The organism is Brevibacillus sp. HB1.1 (genome assembly GCF_013332445.1).
Taxonomy (GTDB): domain Bacteria; phylum Bacillota; class Bacilli; order Brevibacillales; family Brevibacillaceae; genus Brevibacillus; species Brevibacillus porteri.
This window is the reverse complement of sequence record NZ_JABMIV010000009.1, coordinates 151,273-168,056: the sequence shown is the minus strand read 5'-3', so window position 1 is coordinate 168,056 and position 16,784 is coordinate 151,273. Positions and strand designations below refer to the sequence as shown.

General features: G+C 49.1%; 13 protein-coding genes. 11 read left to right on the top strand and 2 right to left on the bottom strand.

Annotated elements, in window-relative coordinates; translation table 11 throughout:
• Positions 1-29: 29 nt before the first annotated feature.
• The gene (gene sat / locus HPY27_RS21945; RefSeq protein ID WP_174225941.1) at positions 30-1,172 is read left to right on the top strand and encodes a sulfate adenylyltransferase; all 1,143 of its coding nucleotides are present in this window, start codon (positions 30-32) and stop codon (positions 1,170-1,172) included.
• A 39-nt stretch (positions 1,173-1,211) separates the two neighbouring features.
• A complete protein-coding gene (gene cysC / locus HPY27_RS21940; protein WP_174225940.1) occupies positions 1,212-1,817 on the top strand; it encodes an adenylyl-sulfate kinase in 606 nt (201 codons plus the stop codon).
• Between the two features lie 63 nt (positions 1,818-1,880).
• On the opposite strand, the gene HPY27_RS21935 is transcribed toward cysC, so the two are convergent.
• Positions 1,881-3,155 (bottom strand): hypothetical protein, encoded by a 1,275-nt coding sequence (locus HPY27_RS21935; protein WP_017250541.1) that lies wholly within the window; start codon positions 3,153-3,155, stop codon positions 1,881-1,883.
• Positions 3,156-3,324: 169 nt separating this feature from the next.
• Here HPY27_RS21935 and HPY27_RS21930 point away from each other — a divergent pair, with 169 nt between their 5' ends.
• On the top strand, positions 3,325-6,360 hold the full coding sequence (locus HPY27_RS21930) for a DNA translocase FtsK (RefSeq protein ID WP_173623721.1): 3,036 nt from the start codon (positions 3,325-3,327) through the stop codon (positions 6,358-6,360).
• A gap of 111 nt (positions 6,361-6,471) precedes the next feature.
• On the top strand, positions 6,472-6,867 hold the full coding sequence (locus HPY27_RS21925) for a hypothetical protein (RefSeq protein ID WP_026043245.1): 396 nt from the start codon (positions 6,472-6,474) through the stop codon (positions 6,865-6,867).
• Positions 6,868-6,923: 56 nt separating this feature from the next.
• On the opposite strand, the gene HPY27_RS21920 is transcribed toward HPY27_RS21925, so the two are convergent.
• Positions 6,924-8,462 (bottom strand): glycosyl hydrolase family 28-related protein, encoded by a 1,539-nt coding sequence (locus HPY27_RS21920; RefSeq protein ID WP_173623720.1) that lies wholly within the window; start codon positions 8,460-8,462, stop codon positions 6,924-6,926.
• Positions 8,463-8,655: 193 nt separating this feature from the next.
• On the opposite strand from HPY27_RS21920, the gene HPY27_RS21915 reads away from it, so the two are divergent.
• The 7 genes from HPY27_RS21915 to HPY27_RS21885 are packed head-to-tail and all read left to right on the top strand — an operon-like array spanning position 8,656 to position 16,769.
• On the top strand, positions 8,656-9,639 hold the full coding sequence (locus HPY27_RS21915) for an NAD-dependent epimerase (RefSeq protein ID WP_017250537.1): 984 nt from the start codon (positions 8,656-8,658) through the stop codon (positions 9,637-9,639).
• Entirely contained in the window at positions 9,632-10,912 is a 1,281-nt protein-coding gene (locus HPY27_RS21910) for a nucleotide sugar dehydrogenase (protein WP_026043244.1), read from the top strand. The genes HPY27_RS21915 and HPY27_RS21910 overlap by 8 nt, the downstream gene beginning before the upstream one ends.
• A gap of 40 nt (positions 10,913-10,952) precedes the next feature.
• The gene (locus HPY27_RS21905; RefSeq protein ID WP_017250535.1) at positions 10,953-12,848 is read left to right on the top strand and encodes a polysaccharide biosynthesis protein; all 1,896 of its coding nucleotides are present in this window, start codon (positions 10,953-10,955) and stop codon (positions 12,846-12,848) included.
• On the top strand, positions 12,845-13,933 hold the full coding sequence (locus HPY27_RS21900) for an LCP family glycopolymer transferase (RefSeq protein WP_173623718.1): 1,089 nt from the start codon (positions 12,845-12,847) through the stop codon (positions 13,931-13,933). Before HPY27_RS21905 ends, HPY27_RS21900 begins: the two co-directional genes overlap by 4 nt.
• On the top strand, positions 13,926-14,678 hold the full coding sequence (locus HPY27_RS21895) for a YveK family protein (protein WP_017250533.1): 753 nt from the start codon (positions 13,926-13,928) through the stop codon (positions 14,676-14,678). Before HPY27_RS21900 ends, HPY27_RS21895 begins: the two co-directional genes overlap by 8 nt.
• The gene (locus tag HPY27_RS21890) at positions 14,653-15,348 is read left to right on the top strand and encodes a CpsD/CapB family tyrosine-protein kinase (protein WP_017250532.1); all 696 of its coding nucleotides are present in this window, start codon (positions 14,653-14,655) and stop codon (positions 15,346-15,348) included. Before HPY27_RS21895 ends, HPY27_RS21890 begins: the two co-directional genes overlap by 26 nt.
• 23 nt (positions 15,349-15,371) lie before the next feature.
• The gene (locus HPY27_RS21885; protein ID WP_174225939.1) at positions 15,372-16,769 is read left to right on the top strand and encodes a flippase; all 1,398 of its coding nucleotides are present in this window, start codon (positions 15,372-15,374) and stop codon (positions 16,767-16,769) included.
• Positions 16,770-16,784 lie beyond the last annotated feature (15 nt).

Genomic DNA, 16,784 nt, shown 5'->3' with positions numbered 1-16,784 from the left:
AACAAACCAAGGATAGGAGGGGCTTTTGTATGAGTGGGAAACCTCACGGGGGAGAGCTGGTAAACCGTTTTGATCCACAGGCAGACCTGTCGGTGACTACGCATGAGGTAGAGATAGATGCATTTGCACTCGCAGATCTGGAGTTAATCGGGATTGGGGGCTACAGTCCGCTTGAGGGATTTTTGAATCGTGCGGATTATATTTCTGTCGTAGAGCAGATGCGACTGGTAGATGGTACCGTTTGGAGCATTCCGATTACGCTTCCGGTCTCGACCACTGTCGCAGGAGCCTTGCAGATTGGAGACAAGGTGCGGTTGAGCCATCAAGGTTCGGTCTATGGCATTCTTGCGATCACCGATATTTATTCACCTGACAAGGAGCGTGAAGCCCGGCTCGTCTATGGTACCGACGATACGAATCATCCTGGGGTGAAAAAACTACTGGAGCGTCCCGCCGTTTATTTGGCTGGCCCCATTACGTTGGTAAGGCGCGCCGAAAAAGGTCGCTTTGCCAGCTATCACTTCGATCCGGCACAAACGAGAGAAAGATTTGCCGAGAAGGGCTGGAAAACGATTGTCGGCTTTCAGACGCGCAACCCAGTCCACCGCGCGCATGAATACATCCAGAAGTCAGCACTCGAAATCGTCGACGGTCTCTTTTTGAATCCTCTAGTGGGCGAAACGAAGGCAGATGACATCCCAGCGGATGTGCGGATGAACAGTTATCAGGTATTGCTGGAAAAATACTATCCGGCTACCCGGGTAGAGTTGGCCGTGTTCCCAGCTGCGATGCGTTATGCAGGACCGCGGGAAGCGATTTTTCACGCACTGGTGAGGAAGAATTACGGCTGCACTCATTTTATTGTAGGTCGGGACCACGCGGGTGTTGGCAACTATTACGGGACGTACGATGCCCAGCATATTTTCCGCCAGTTCCAGCCAGAGGAGCTAGGGATTACGCCATTATTTTTCGAGAACAGCTTTTATTGTAAGATCTGCGAAAACATGGCCTCTACCAAAACATGCCCGCATGATAGTGAGCACCATGTCGCGCTGTCCGGAACAAAAGTGAGGGAAATGCTGGCGCGCGGGGAGGCTCCGCCACCTGAATTTAGCCGTCCTGAGGTCGCGCTGGTCTTGATCGAAGGGATGCGACCGGTGTCCGTATCATAATCGGCTAGAAGAAAGCGGTTGTAAGAGAGGAGAGAGACAATGAGTAGAGAGGGCACCGCGAATATCGTATGGCATCCAACGACGGTAACCAAACAAGACCGTCAAAAGCGTGCAGGCCACAAAAGCTGTGTCTTATGGTTTACGGGGCTGTCTGGTTCGGGTAAATCGACGTTGGCTAATGCAGTCGAACACGAATTGCATCAAAGAGGACTAGTCAGTTACGTACTGGATGGTGACAATATACGTCACGGCTTAAACCGCGGATTGGGGTTTGGGGCAGAGGACAGACGGGAAAATATTCGCCGAATTGGCGAGGTCGCGAAGCTGTTCGTAGATGCAGGCTTGATTACCTTGACGGCATTTATCTCTCCTTATCGGGAAGACCGGGAGCTTGCGCGTAATCTGGTAGAGGCAGGAGAATTCATCGAGGTATACGTAAAATGTTCATTGGATGAGTGTGAGCGCCGGGATGTGAAGGGACTATACCAAAAAGCGAGAAGTGGAGAGATTGGTCAGTTTACGGGGATTTCAGCACCGTATGAAGAGCCTGTTCAAGCGGAACTGGTCATTGAAAGCGACAAGCAGACAATTGAAGAATCTGTCCAGAGTGTCCTTACATACCTGGAAGAGCAGCAAATTCTCTAGTTTTATGGGGATGTAAAAAAGCACGACGCGAGAGGCGCCGTGCTTTCTTCGTGAGGAAAAATATTACTTCGTAGTGGTCGCTGCTTCTTCAGCTTCCAGATCCTCAGTCAATTCTTCCATCCATTTTTGTTGATCAACCATGCTTTCAGCGATTGGACGAACAAAGCCTTTGTCGCTAAAGCTGTTGATTGCTTTTTCATCTTTCACCAGCTGTTCTACAGTCAGACCAGCATCTTTTGCTGGCGCATTGAACTTGGTTGCTTTTCCGAAGTTGTATGCATATTGATCAGCAGCCAGACCGATTGTCACTGCTTGCTTCATTTCAGGAGCTTGGAAAGTTACGCTCAGATCGCTTGTTTGTTTCACTGGCATTTTGTTGCTGTCGATGTAGAAGTCGAGGTTCCAAGCGAGCTTGTGGAAGCCTTCTTTTTTCATTTCTTCTACGATTTTTTCAGGTGTGTATACTTTACCTGTTTCTTCCAGCCATTTTTTCGCTTCAGCCATGCCTTCGTTGACCATTGCTTCTGCAGTTGCACGCTTCTCAGCTTCTGTAGTTTTCTTGCCCAGTTCTGGATACAGATCTTCTGTCATGGAAGTGGTCAGTACCATCATATCGATCGCAAAATCTTTTACTTCTTTGCTAGCTACTGCATCGTTAGCTGTGAAGAAGAACATTTTCACGAGTTCTTTTGCGTCGATTTTTACAGTTACGTGAGTCGCTTCTACTTTTTCACCGTTCGGCAATGTAACGGATTGTTTGCCATGGTTTTTCGCGTCTGTCAATGTATAGCCATATTTACTTACATACTTTTTAACAAAGTTGAAAGTAAGGTCGTTCATTTTGTCTTGGTAGTCTTTCAGCTTCGCAGCGTTAGCAGCATCGGAGCCGCCAAACTCAGCCATGAAAGGATTGGATGCGCTCGAATCGATTACCAAGTACTTGCTGTCCAGTGGAGACTTCACATAGACTTTATCTTCGTCAACGATCGTTTCAACAGATGCTTTTTTGTCACCTGTCCACAGCTTGTTGTCGCGCAGGAGTTTGTCGTCTTTAACTTCTACTTCAAACTTCACAGTATCCATATCCAGCTGGGAGCCTTTTACTGTTACGCCTGCTTTCAAAGCGGACAACAACGCCGTTCCTTCTTTGTCAGCCGTTTCTCCGAATGCTTCAGGCAATTTCTCAACGTCGCCTGTCAGCTTCAAGGAGCCTTCAAAATCATAGTTTGGCTTTTCAATTGTCGCTACGATAGAATCACGCACCAGGGATGCCTCGCCAGCACAACCGGTCAGCAATACTGTACCTGCTACCAGAAGGGCGCTTCCTTTTTTCCACATGATGTGTTCCTCCCCTATGTATATTATTTTTTATTCCCCTCTTCTTCTACGCACAAATAGAGAAAAGGTTTCGCAAAAACGGAAAAAAATCACAATCCAGCTAATTCTGCCCCATTTTCGTGGTAAGATGAAGGGGAAAAGATGGTTAGTGAAGAAAGGGCGTTGCAACATGTGGTCGTGGCTTCAAAAGCTGATGAACTTTTTTCAGGGAGAAAGAGAAGAAGAAATAGAGGAAGAAGGCCGTCCAGTAGGTACCGGTAACCCAACAGGTAATCCCGTTCCCCGTCAGCCTCAGCCTCAGGCGAAAACAAAAAGCATCTACCCAAAAGAACGGGTAAGCAATCGAGATATAGAAGACAATGTGCGTCAAAGAAGAGAGCGTCAGTTTCGTTTTCCAGTTGTCCCGGATGACTATTTGGACAAGAAGCGTAATCATAGCGTAAATCCTGCCGAATCGAATGAACGCAGTCGTCAGCAGGCACCTCGTGAGAGATTCGAGCCCAAGCGTGAAACGGTGCGGCCAGGAAATGATCGTGTGCTGGAAACAAAGACAGAGCCTGTTTTCGAGAAAAAGAAACCTGAGCTTGTCAAAAACAACATCGAGATACCGCAGCGTCCAAACCGTACGCCGCAAAAAGAAGCGGAAAAAGTAACGAGACCCGTTTTTTCTACAGAAGAAAAGCGTGCCTACCAGCCGTCTGAAATCGTTTCCCCTGTTTATGGGAAGATAACCCCCGCGACGCGCGAGGCAGAGCATCGGATTCATACGACTGCGGGAATCATATATCCGCGTCTGGAGCAAGAAGAGCATTTGCAGCAGGTGAAGCAGTGGGAACAAGAGATGAGCGAGCGGTATTTTCCAGAGGAGCAAGAGACTGCTTCTTTTGAGCAAAATGAACCGCAGCATGTTGTTGGAGATGAATCTATACATAACGAAAGAGAAGAGACTGCTTCGGAGTCTGCTATGGCAGAAGCTCTTGATTCAGAACGAGAGGTTGTTGCTTCCATACAAATGGAAGAGACGGTAGCAGAAGAAATAGCAGGGAAAATGATAGATACGGAGTTGCAAGCTACGGATCTGCAAGATTCTGATGTTGATGCTTTTGAGCCAAAAGGCGAAGAGATTGTAGCTCGGGAGAATGAGGAAGAAGAGGCACAAACTGAAGAGATAGAACTCGCAGAATCAATGGCGAGCGAGAATTCCGAAGAGAAGGAATCGGAGTCTATTGGGCAACCAGAACCGACAGACTACTCTCAAACGATGGAAGAGCGACTAGCCCATGAGGAAGCCGAGCATAGATTGATCACTACACGCAGTGCGGTTGTGCAGGTGGAGAGCGAGAATGATGGCGATCACGTGGAGTCTCCTTCTGCTGGGGAGGAGAATCAAGAAGACGCAACAGAGCTAGAGAGCGATGGCCTTGAAGAGCCTGCCTATGCATCTGCAATTAGCAGATTGCTAGAAAGGGCAGAAGTAGATTCACCACAGGAGCTCAGTTCAGCAGAAGTGGGTTCGGTTTCCGAAGATACGCCAGAGCAAACAGAGCCAACTGAACCTGAATCTATTGTTCAACAAATTGTGGAACCAGTTGTGGAATCTGTAGAACCGATTGTAGAACCAGTTGCTGAATCCGTTGCAGAAACCATACCAGAATCCGTTCCAGTCTCTGTCCCTGCTGCATCCGCTGCACAGCCCGTGAACATGTCTCAGGTATCCATGACGAAGCAACCTGCGTCTGCTCCGGTAAAAGACTCGTCCACTGAAGCTGACCAAGGAGCAGAGTCAGCACAGCCGCCATACGACTTGCCGGATTTGGGACTGTTGAATCCGAGCCCGCCGGTTAGCGATGACGACGATGAGCATACCCAAATTCAAAAGCTGTTATTGGAAGAGACGCTCGCGAATTTCAATGTCAGCGCTCAGGTAGTAGGGATTGTCAAAGGTCCATCCGTGACACGCTTTGAGCTGCAACCGGCTCCCGGCGTAAAAGTGAACAAGATTACGGGATTGATTGACGATATCAAACTGAATTTAGCTGCCAAAGACATTCGCATCGAGGCACCGATTCCAGGTCGCAATGCCATCGGAATCGAAGTCCCGAATATGTCCAGCCAGCCTGTATTAATCGAAAAGATCATCAGCTCAGACAAGTTTCAGGAGCATTCCTCTCCGCTGGCGGTCGCACTCGGTATGGACATCGGCGGAGAGCCGATTATTGCGGATATTAAAAAGATGCCGCACGGTTTGATTGCCGGCTCGACAGGCTCAGGTAAAAGTGTCTGCATCAACTCTATCATCGTCAGTCTGCTTTACAAGGCGACTCCTGAGCAGGTGCGATTGCTCTTGATCGATCCGAAAATGGTGGAGCTCGCCCCTTACAATCATTTGCCGCATCTGGTTACGCCGGTCGTGACGGAGGCCAAGCAAGCAACGGCTTCTCTCAAGTGGGCCGTGGAAGAAATGGAGAAGCGCTATGCGCTGTTCGTAGATGCGGGTGTTCGCGATATTGAACGCTACAATCAGACGACAGATGATCAGCTGCCTTATATCGTAATCATCATCGATGAGCTGGCTGACCTGATGATGGTCTCGCCGCAGGATGTGGAAGATTGCATTATCCGGATCGCTCAGAAGGCACGTGCTTGCGGTATTCATTTGCTTCTGGCGACACAGCGCCCATCCGTAGATGTTATTACCGGAAACATCAAGGCAAACGTACCGACTCGTCTTGCTTTTGCCGTGTTCTCCCAAGTTGACTCACGTACGATTCTCGATCAGTCTGGGGCAGAACGACTGTTGGGTAGAGGGGACATGCTGTTCCTTGAGAGCGGCACGACTCCGGTTCGTCTGCAAGGGAACTTCGTTTCAGATGACGAGATCGAGCGAATCACGCACATGATCAAAAAGCAAAGAAAGCCTGCGTACATTTTCAGCAAAGAAGATTTGGAGCAGCAGGTTGCATCGTTTGACAGCGGAGATGATCCGTTGTATCTAGAAGCGCTCGTGTTCGTGGCCGATCAAGGACAAGCTTCTGCATCTGGATTGCAACGCCGTTTCCGCGTCGGATATAACCGTGCTGCTCGTCTCATCGAAATGATGGAGGCAGATGGGTACGTCGCAGGACAAAGCGGCGGTAAGGCTCGCGCTGTCCTTATTTCCAAGGAGGACGCACAAGCCGTAGTGGAGGGATCGACACTCCTGTAATAAATGAGGGTCTTGCATCGAGCAAGGCCCTTTCTACACGGACGAGTTGCCTAAATATTCAGTAAGGTAGTATGCTATAGGATAGATGTGAGATGGAAAGGAACGATGACGATGAATCCGCTGGCGAAAAAGTATCAGGAGATTGACGACAAAATTGTCTTGTTCAATGAAGAGTATTATTTGAGCGTGGAAAAAATCGACATTACCGCAATGACGCTGGAAAAAAGGGAGTCGCTCTTTAACCAGCTGTACGATTTCGATAGTTCGGATATGGAACTGGAGATCGATGTCTCCGAGGAAGAAAAGGGCGTCTGGTACCTGCAATTACTCGTACCGCATGTATTGACGCTGCCTGAGGCTGCCAAAAGACGCATCGAAAATGGAACCAATCAACTCACCCAGCATTTGAGTGAACAGGCAGATGAGCTCGTGAGAACGCAATTGCTCGGGGAAGAAATTTATACCTATGTAAAACGCTACAATCCGGATTTGGAGCGTATTGCCTAATAACAAACATCCATCTATCCCACAACGAGGGGCAAGATGGATGTTTTTCATTCCCCTTAGCTTTTGGCCGTTTTGGTCGTTAGCCAGGTGCAGGCAGTTTTATTTGTCGTAATCGCAATCCATTCGCATGGTTGATTGTTTACAGGAGTGATCAAGCGCAGTGTATCGCCTTTGAGACCGCCGTATTTGACGGAGGCGCTGGGGGCTGTTGCGACATACACCACACGTTCGTTGATGGAAACAGTTGGGATAAAGGTAGAGTTTTCGGATTTGTAGCCGCTAGTGAGGGAAACAGGAACAGGGAGGTTTTTCATGGAGAGGGTTATTTTATCCGAAGACTTGTGATAAAACATTTTTCCAGTAACCTGGCTGAAGTCGCCACCATCCACGGTGACTACCAATGGGTACGTTCCGGTGCCGAAGAGCATGATCGCGTGATCAGAACCGGAATAACGGTTATTGATGAGGGAGACATTTCCGCAGCGGTTCAACGAAATGTTTTGGGTCAACCGAGGGTCAAACGAACAGTCTCTCACGGTAACCTGTCTTTCGGCGAGTACATCCCATGGCTCCAAGCTCAAGGCATAGCCGCCGATGGAAGTAGCTGTATCGTTGGCCTCGAAGCTGCAGCCATCAAATACAAGACCTACGTCCGAATAATCCACGGTCAGACCGGTACCAACCGTCTTTGTACTTCCTTGTGCGGTCGTATGCAATACCCAGCGACAGTTGCTGAAGGTCATGTTTTTCATAAAGTTCACCCGATTTTTCTGATCAGGTGCCGTATAAAAAACCGAGGAGCTGATACAGCCTGTCATGCCAGTGAGACTGAAGCTGGCGAGCGAAACAAGCTGACTACCTTGCACGACCATCGGGGAGGACAGATCTCCTTCCAAGTCGAGCTGTTGACGGCAAGAGATATTGCTCAGGTTTACGAACATGGGTGTGGCTCCGTCGAACCCTGCATTGAGCTCGACCTCAAAACGATCACACGCTACATTCGCTGCATTCAGACGTTCCAGGCCACCCGTCACCGTAATATCTGAGCGTGTACGCTTGCGGTTGTCACTGTAAAAATCGGTAATTTGCACAGTGCGGACATAGGAGTTCGTTTCTCCGGCAAAGTAAAAATGGTCGGCGATTCCATCCGTACACCATACTTGTCGTAGCGCTACGTAATTGATATAGCTGCTAGGACCGCCACCACGAATGTAGAAATCGGCGCTATGCTCGTAATCGTAAGGATCGGGAGGCAGTGGGTTTGCTCTGGCATTGGAATCAATCTTTAGGTTGGTGACCACAAAAGAATCCGCATCACCATCCATGGATGTAATCGAGAACAGCCAGCGCCAATCTGCGGCAGTTGAATTGGCTTTCCTTTTTAACACGGAGTAAGGACCGATTCCCAGCATCACTAGGCTTTTTCCTGTTCCCAGGATGACCTCTAGCCTGTTTGGTTCAATGATATAGGTGCCAGCAGGGAAAAACAGAGGAATTTGCAAGTTCAGAGCAGCAGTCAAGGCAGCCTGAATTGCTTGGGTATCATCGGTCACTCCATCCCCCTTTGCTCCGTACGTTTTTACATCAATCCACATAAAAGCATTCTCCTCCAAAAAATGGGTAGACAAGATTGTCTTCTTTTCATTTCATTCAACCATTTCTCAAATGTTGACAACCATTTGGTAAAAAGGGCATGGACTACATAAAAAATGTGTTCCATAAACTTCGGGCAGCCACTGGCATATTTGTCCTAGAACCTCCGTATGAATAAGCAAAGAGGTGGATAGTATGTCGATTTTGGTGACAGGCGCAGCTGGATTTATCGGTTTTCATGTAGCACGACGGCTTTTGGAACAAGGACAGACGGTGTGGGGGGTAGATAATTGCAATGAGTATTATGACCCGGTCTTGAAGAGCAAACGACTGGAAATCCTCCAAGCGTATCCATCATTTCGTTTTTTCAAAGCGGATATTGCAGATCAGAGCAAAATGGACGAGTTGTTCCGAGAAATGGAGCCGGAGATTGTCATTCACTTGGCTGCTCAAGCGGGCGTCAGGTACAGTCTGGAAAATCCTCATGCTTATACGACCTCCAATATCACCGGGTTTCTGAACATTTTGGAAGGGTGCCGACGGTCGAGAGTCAGGCATTTGCTCTACGCATCCTCAAGCTCCGTCTACGGAGGGAATACAAAGCTACCATTTGCTGAGTACGATCCCGTAGATGAGCCGGTCAGCTTGTACGCAGCGACGAAAAAAGCCAATGAACTGATGGCCTATACCTATAGTCATTTATACGGCCTGCCTGCAACGGGACTTCGTTTCTTTACGGTATATGGGCCTTGGGGACGACCCGATATGGCGCTCTATACGTTTACCAAGGCGATTTTGTCGGGAGAGCCTGTCCGCATTTTCAACTACGGCAACATGACAAGGGACTTTACGTATGTGGACGATATCGTCGAAGGGATGCTGCGGCTGATGAATCGAATTCCCCAAAGGGAAGGGGATAAGGCGCCGTATGAGGTGTTCAATATCGGGAATCACCAGCCGATCGATTTACTTACCTTTCTTTCGATTCTGGAAGAGAAGCTGGGTAAAAAGGCTGTTCGCGACTATTTGCCCATCCAGCCGGGGGATGTTCCTGCTACCTATGCGTCAGTGGAAGCTCTGTATGAGGCGACAGGCTTTCGACCGAAAACACCAGTCGATGTAGGGATATCTCGCTTTGTAGACTGGTACGTCAGCTATTATGGTGTGGCTCATGCGTAAAAAAGTGGGTGTAGTAGGTCTTGGATATGTAGGACTGCCTGTCGCGATTGCTTTTGGGCAAGTGCTTCCAGTAGTTGGTTTTGACATAGACGAAAGACGCATACGCAGTCTGGAGGGCGGAATGGATGAAACGGGAGAGATGTCGACGGATGAGCTAAAGCGAGCCAACATCACGTATACAGATGACCCCGCAAGTCTCGCAACGTGCGATTTTATCATCATCACGGTACCCACTCCTGTCGATTCTGCGAAACGGCCCGATATGCGGGCACTCATTTTCGCATCTGAAAGCGTTGGGCAACATCTGACTTCAGGGACCATCGTCGTCTATGAATCGACCGTTTATCCAGGGGCAACAGAAGAAATTTGTATTCCTGTATTGGAACAAGCGTCTGGAAAGCTAGCGGGGACTGATTTTTTCGTCGGTTACTCACCTGAACGAATTAATCCGGGGGATCGGGAACGGAGATTGTCCCAAATCGTCAAGGTCGTTTCAGGGCAAGATCGCCAGACGTGTGAAACGATTGCCGAGATGTATGGGTTGATTGTAGAGGCGGGTATTCACAAAGCGCCTTCGATTCAGGTGGCTGAGGCAGCCAAGGTGATTGAGAACACACAACGCGACATCAATATCGCCTTGATCAATGAGCTCTCGATTATATTTGACCGCTTGGGCATTTCTACGGCAGATGTACTCGAAGCAGCACGGACAAAATGGAATTTCCTTCCTTTCTCTCCGGGACTCGTCGGTGGTCATTGCATTGGCGTCGATCCGTACTATTTGACATACAGGGCGGAGAGTGTGGGTTATCATCCGCAGGTCATACTGGCTGGACGACGGATCAATGACGGAATGGGCAAGTTCGTTGCGACCTCACTCGTGAAGCAAATGATCTGGCAAAATATTGCGATTCAAGGCTCGCGAATTACGATCATGGGCATCACCTTTAAAGAAAACGTGTCGGACATTCGCAATAGTCGGGTCATCGACATTATTCAGGAACTAAAGGAGTTCGGAGTAGAGGTCCAAGTGACAGATGAATTGGCTTGTCCAGAGCGGACGAGAGAGGAATACGGTATTCAATTACGAGAGTGGGAAGACCTGCAGCCTGCCCACGGAATCGTATTGGCCGTACCCCATGAGCGATATCTGCACCTGGGATGGGAGGAGCTTGCAGGGCTCTTGTATCAGGGGCAAGGTGTCATCGCAGACGTGAAAAGCGTGCTAAATCGCGAAACATGCCCGGCAGAAATTAGTCTGTGGCGTTTATGATGACCATTCTTTGAATAACGATCACCTGGAGCGGATGAATATGAGCTACCGGAAGAGAAGATTCTGGTTAAGCTTATCGGACGCAGGAATTATCAGCTTGGCTGTCTGGTTGGCCTGCCTGGTTCGATTTGATTTTTCTTTCGCGGAGATAAGCGAATATCAACCTATGTATTTGATGATGGGCCACGTACTGTTCGTCGTGACAGGCATGCACTTTGCTCAACTCTATCGAGCTGTTTTCCGCTATGTCAGTGTTCGCGAACTGGTCTCGATCATTTTAGCTACGAGCTTTTCCGTTTTAGCTCTCTATCTGGTACTGAAAATGACGTACCTGCTTGGTTGGTCCATCCGATTTCCCACCTCACTTTTTCTCATGACGCTCGCCTTTGTCTTGTTCGGGATCACAGGCTCCCGGTTTGTATGGAAGTGGTGGTATGAAGAGCGGGAGAAAAGAACCCAGGATCGCAGGCGCACATTAATTATCGGGGCAGGTAGCGCAGGTGTGCTCGTAGCCAGGGAGATGAAAACCTCGCCTTTGTCGGAGCTACGTCCAGTGGCTTTTATCGATGATGAGCCCAGCAAACAAAATCTGCGTGTGTACGGCCTGCCAGTTGTAGGGAATCGGGCTGACATCGCCCGCGTCGTGCAACGACTTTCCATATCAGACATCGTGATTGCCATGCCATCCGCTTCCCGGCAGACGATTAAGGAGATTTTCGACATTTGCAAAACGACGAGAGCGAGCGTCAAAATTTTGCCGCATGTAGCAGACATCATCAGCGGAAAAATCACGATGAACATGATTCGGGATGTAGCATTGGAGGATTTATTGGGAAGGGAGCCTGTTCAGGTCAATCTGGAAGAGATTACGGGGTACTTGCGGCAGCAAGTCGTACTTGTGACAGGAGCGGGCGGCTCGATTGGGTCCGAGCTTTGCAGACAAATAGCTAGATTTGGTCCAAGGAAACTGCTTCTCTTGGGGAACGAAGAGAACGGCATTTTTGAAATGAGCCTGGAGCTCTCGCGTTTGTTTCCTGAACAGGAAACGGTCAGCCTGATTGCAGATATTCGTGACAGACAAAGAATTGCTTCGATTATGCATGAGTATCGTCCCGCCGTTGTTTTTCATGCGGCAGCCCACAAGCATGTGCCGTTAATGGAGAACAACCCGTGTGAGGCATTAAAAAATAACATTTTGGGTACGAAAAACGTTGCGGAATGCGCGCTGGAAACCAGCGTTTCTCATTTCATCCTGATCTCGACGGACAAGGCAGTGAACCCAACCAGTGTGATGGGTGCCACGAAAAGGATCGCTGAGCTTCTGATCCAGGGTTATAACCATTTCGGACTTACCCGTTTTGCGGCTGTTCGTTTTGGAAATGTCCTGGGGAGCAGGGGGAGTGTCGTTCCTGTTTTTCTCAATCAAATCCGGGCAGGTGGACCGATTACCATTACGCATCCAGATATGGAGAGATTCTTTATGACCATTCCTGAGGCTGCCCAGCTCGTCATCCAGGCGGGAGCACTCGCTCAGGGAGGGGAGATATTCATTCTCGATATGGGGAAACCGGTCAAAATTGTCGATATGGCCCTCGACCTGATTCGCTTGGCAGGCTTGGAGCCCGGTAAGGATATTCCGGTTGTATTCACGGGAGTTCGTTCGGGTGAGAAGCTGTACGAAGAAATTTTGACGGAGGAAGAAGGCTTGTCGTCTACTTGCCATAATCGCATCTTCATTGGGAAGCCGCTCGATTTTTCCTGGAATGAGCTCTTGGCAGGGATCGCCCGGTTGGAGCAAATTGCAGACAAGGGAGCGACGATGGAGGACAAACAAACCATTATCGAGACTTTGCAAGGGATCGTTCCTGGCTATCAATCCACTTCTTACGTAAAGGAAGAGTCTACGCCAGTCCCTTATCAAGTGGCGATCGGATGAGCGTCAGCAAATGGAAGGAAAAGATTGCCTTGATAAAGTGGAAGCGGCTGCTTGTATGGGGAGGATTGATTTGTCTCATCAGCTTGAGTGGCTATGGTGTGTATGTCTATCTGTCGTTAAAAGAAACGGCCAGTAAAATGTATCTCCCTGTCCGCACGCAGAAATCTGTCGAGGTACCTGTAGCGACTGCACCAGCTACTGTGAGGCAATCGCCGACCGTGAATTCCCAAGAAGCAACTACAACGTCTGCGGCTGAAGTGGAGAACTCCGCTATCTTGTCCAAAGAACCGCTCACTCTGCTGCTTCTTGGCGTTGATGAACGAGAGAATGACAAGGGGCGCTCTGATGTCATCCTCGTACTCTCCGTCAACCCGAAAACGAAATCTGCGTTGCTCCTCAGCATACCGCGTGATACGCGAACCGCTATGGCTCACAAAGGTACTCAGGATAAGATCAATCACGCATATGCATTCGGTGGAGTGCAACAGACAGTAGACACCGTCGAACAGTTTCTCCAATTTCCCATTGATTACGTGGTGACCGCGAATATGGAAGGATTCGCAGGTGTGATCGATGCGCTGGGAGGAGTGGAAGTCAACAACAAGCTTGCCTTTACTTATGCGGATTACACCTTTCCAGTAGGTCCCATCCAGTTAGACGGGAAGCAAGCCTTGGTCTATGCTCGCATGCGCTACGAAGATCCGAGAGGCGACCTCGGGCGCAACGAAAGACAGCAGGAAATCATCAAGGCATTGCTGGACAAAGGTGTAACCCTTGCAGCGCCTACCCGATTGAATGACGTCCTTGCGACGATGGAGAAATACGTGAAAACGAACATGACCTTTGATGTGATGAAACAGCTTGCCTTAAGCTACAGCACGGCAGTTACCTCCGTCGAGACGATTCGTTTGGAAGGAAAGGGTCAAATGATCAATGGAATCTACTACTATATCGTCAGCCCGCAAGAGCGTGAGAGGTTGACCGAGAGTCTTTCAACTTTTCAAAAACAAATCGAACCTCCCGTACAATTGCCGAAAGAAGGAAGTGACAGCATGGCGGGGCAAAGGGGGAAGCAGGATGAATGAGGAGCTTAATCTTCGTGAAATACTTCTGATGTTGTTGAAGCGATGGAAGCTGATCCTTTTGATTACGTCCTTATGCACCATCGGAACAGCGCTCGTGAGCTTCTATTTACTGACACCAATTTATCAGGCGAAGACGGAGATATTAGTGAATCGCTCGCTGGATTCAACCGTAGAGAGCATGTTATCCGTCGCGGAAATTGATTCCAATCTGAAATTGATTGAGACCTATCGGGTGATAATTGAAAGTCCGCGGGTGATGGAGCGCGTGCTCGAAGTGATCGGGGCGGGCGCTACGATGGAGGATCTGCTGCTTCAAACGAAGGTGGAGCCAGTTAAGGACTCGCAGGTCATTTCCATTACAGTAGAAGATCCGGATCAGGGCAGAGCTGTGCTCATCGCCAATACAATCGCGACGACCTTTCAGGAAGAAGTCGTCAAAATGCTTAGCATGAACAACGTGCATATTTTGGCAGAAGCCCGAAACAATCCGGCGGCCATTCCAGTGAGTCCAAAACCAATCCTCAATTCGGTGATCGCCTTTGTCCTCGGGTTGGCAACATCTATGGTCGTCGTCTTCTTGTTGGTGCAGATAGATACCCGACTTCAATCGGAAAAAGAAGTGGAGGAGTATTTAGGCTTACCTGTACTGGCAACGATTGCGGTGATTGACAAAAAAACGCGGAAGGCATTTCGCCAGCCCAAGGTGGAGGAAGTGAGGAATGAGTATGAGAAGGCAGAAGCCTGATGATCGTTACCAAAAGCTGATCGCCCATTGGGAGCCGCTGTCTCCGCTGGTAGAGGGCTACCGTACCCTTCGCTTAAACATTCAGTTTTCCATGGGCGACAAGCTGATGCAAACGATTTTAGTCACCAGTCCAGGGGCTTCTGAGGGAAAAACGATCACCGCTGCCAACCTGTCCTTGATGATGGCAAAGGATCGCAAAAAAACGGTGCTGCTTGATTTTGACTTGCGCAATCCGCGGGTACATTTCACCTTTGATATGCCGAATCTGTACGGAATTAGTTCTTACTTTTCGGATATGTGCCAGATTGACGATATTATTCAACCATCTGGCGTGTCAGAGCTGTCGATCATTACGGCAGGGCCAATCCCGCATAATCCGGCGGAAATGCTCGGAACGCCACGGCTCTTGGAATTGATGGCATACCTGCGCCACAATTTTGATTTTGTGATTGTCGACAGCCCGCCATTAATCGTAAGCGACGCAATGGTGCTGGCAAGGGAAATGGACGGCTGTGTCATGGTGGTGGATGCAAGCAAGACGAAGCGGGATTCTGCTGTCAAAGCGGTAGAGCAGTTAAAAGCGGCAGGAGCCAATCTGCTCGGTGTTGTTCTCAACAACAAGAAGGTAGGGAAGAGAGAAGGCTACTACGGATATGGGTACAACGCATAGCAGAAAGCGGGGCGTTTGTAAGCATGCATGCCCTCAAATTAGCTTGGCAACGACAATGGAACCGTCTGAATAAAGATCGCGATGTTCACGAAGTGATTCGCGGCTCGGCCTTCACGTTTTTGTTTCGGCTCCTTGGCTTCATACTGCTCTATCTCTTGCAGTTCTACATTGCCAGAGAGTATGGAGCCGAGAGCCTGGGCATCTATTCGCTGACGATTACCCTGATGAACATCGGAATGGTGCTGGCCGTTTTGGGGACGGATACCGCCATAATCCGCTTTCTCTCGGAGTTTCGCGCGAAAGGCTCGCTTTATCAGATTTCCGAAGTATTCAACAAAGTAGTGCTGTGGGCGACGCTGATTTCGATTGTGCTTGGGGTACTTTTGCATGTGTTCTCAGAGCAGGTGTCCGCCTACGTGTTTGCAGGGGAGCTGCCAGCAGAGGCACTGCGAGTCGTGGCGTGGATGCTTCCGTTTGTGTCGCTCGCAAGGCTGTATGCATCTGCGTTTCGGGCACTGCATCGGGTTGTCATCTCGATCACTGTCGATATCGTCGGTATGCGTTTTCTGCACTTGGCGTTTCTTTTCATCGCCATTCCTTTTTTCGAACCCAGTACGATGCTCTTGATTCAACTGCTCGCAGCTGCTGTTATCTTGAATGCTGTCTATGGGATGGGGCAGTGGTATGCGACGAGCCGAGGATTCCGTAATGGTGTACAGCCGACTACGCGAGAACCTGGCGTTGGCTTGAGGGAAATTATTGCAGTCGCACTGCCCATGTATCTCAGTGCGTCGATGGAATTGATTATGACGTGGACAGATATGATCATGCTGGGCATTTTTACGGATGCAAAAACAGTTGGGGTATACAGTGTGGTCATTCGTTTGGCAATGGTGACGGGCTTTGCGCTGATTTCCATCAATACGATCCTCTCTCCCAAGTTCTCTGAGCTGTACGCACGTAATGATATGGACGGCTTGAAAAAGATGATTGCGTTTGCCAATCGTCTCATTTTCTTCACCTCAGCTCCTCTCAATCTGCTCGTAGCGATATTTGCCGTTCCGTTGCTTACTTTTTTTGGTGAAGAGTTTGCGAGTGAGAGCCTCGTCCTTGTGATTTTGTGTATGGGGCAGTTTGTCAATTTTTGCACAGGCAGTGTCATCCCCTTATTGACGATGACCGGACATCAAAAAACGGCCCGCAATATTCTTGTCTGTTCAGCTGTTCTAAACATAATCGGAAACGCTTGTCTCATTCCGCTGTATGGAATTATCGGGGCCGCCATTGCTACTTCGATCAGCCTGATTTGTCGAGATCTTTGTGCTTCGTATTGGGCATCCAAATATTTTGGTTTTCGCACGTGGTATATCCCGTTTTTATCCGAAAAATATTCCGTCTCGCTCTCGGAGACGAGGTCATGAAGAAGGTGGCTTACC

What these genes read in the sequence shown, in the direction of transcription:
- sat (WP_174225941.1), top strand. Translation starts at nt 30, where the DNA reads ATGAGTGGGAAACCTCACGGGGGAGAGCTGGTAAACCGTTTTGATCCA.
- cysC (WP_174225940.1), top strand. Translation starts at nt 1,212, where the DNA reads ATGAGTAGAGAGGGCACCGCGAATATCGTATGGCATCCAACGACGGTA.
- HPY27_RS21935 (WP_017250541.1), bottom strand. Translation starts at nt 3,155, where the DNA reads ATGTGGAAAAAAGGAAGCGCCCTTCTGGTAGCAGGTACAGTATTGCTG.
- HPY27_RS21930 (WP_173623721.1), top strand. Translation starts at nt 3,325, where the DNA reads ATGTGGTCGTGGCTTCAAAAGCTGATGAACTTTTTTCAGGGAGAAAGA.
- HPY27_RS21925 (WP_026043245.1), top strand. Translation starts at nt 6,472, where the DNA reads ATGAATCCGCTGGCGAAAAAGTATCAGGAGATTGACGACAAAATTGTC.
- HPY27_RS21920 (WP_173623720.1), bottom strand. Translation starts at nt 8,462, where the DNA reads ATGTGGATTGATGTAAAAACGTACGGAGCAAAGGGGGATGGAGTGACC.
- HPY27_RS21915 (WP_017250537.1), top strand. Translation starts at nt 8,656, where the DNA reads ATGTCGATTTTGGTGACAGGCGCAGCTGGATTTATCGGTTTTCATGTA.
- HPY27_RS21910 (WP_026043244.1), top strand. Translation starts at nt 9,632, where the DNA reads ATGCGTAAAAAAGTGGGTGTAGTAGGTCTTGGATATGTAGGACTGCCT.
- HPY27_RS21905 (WP_017250535.1), top strand. Translation starts at nt 10,953, where the DNA reads ATGAGCTACCGGAAGAGAAGATTCTGGTTAAGCTTATCGGACGCAGGA.
- HPY27_RS21900 (WP_173623718.1), top strand. Translation starts at nt 12,845, where the DNA reads ATGAGCGTCAGCAAATGGAAGGAAAAGATTGCCTTGATAAAGTGGAAG.
- HPY27_RS21895 (WP_017250533.1), top strand. Translation starts at nt 13,926, where the DNA reads ATGAATGAGGAGCTTAATCTTCGTGAAATACTTCTGATGTTGTTGAAG.
- HPY27_RS21890 (WP_017250532.1), top strand. Translation starts at nt 14,653, where the DNA reads ATGAGTATGAGAAGGCAGAAGCCTGATGATCGTTACCAAAAGCTGATC.
- HPY27_RS21885 (WP_174225939.1), top strand. Translation starts at nt 15,372, where the DNA reads ATGCATGCCCTCAAATTAGCTTGGCAACGACAATGGAACCGTCTGAAT.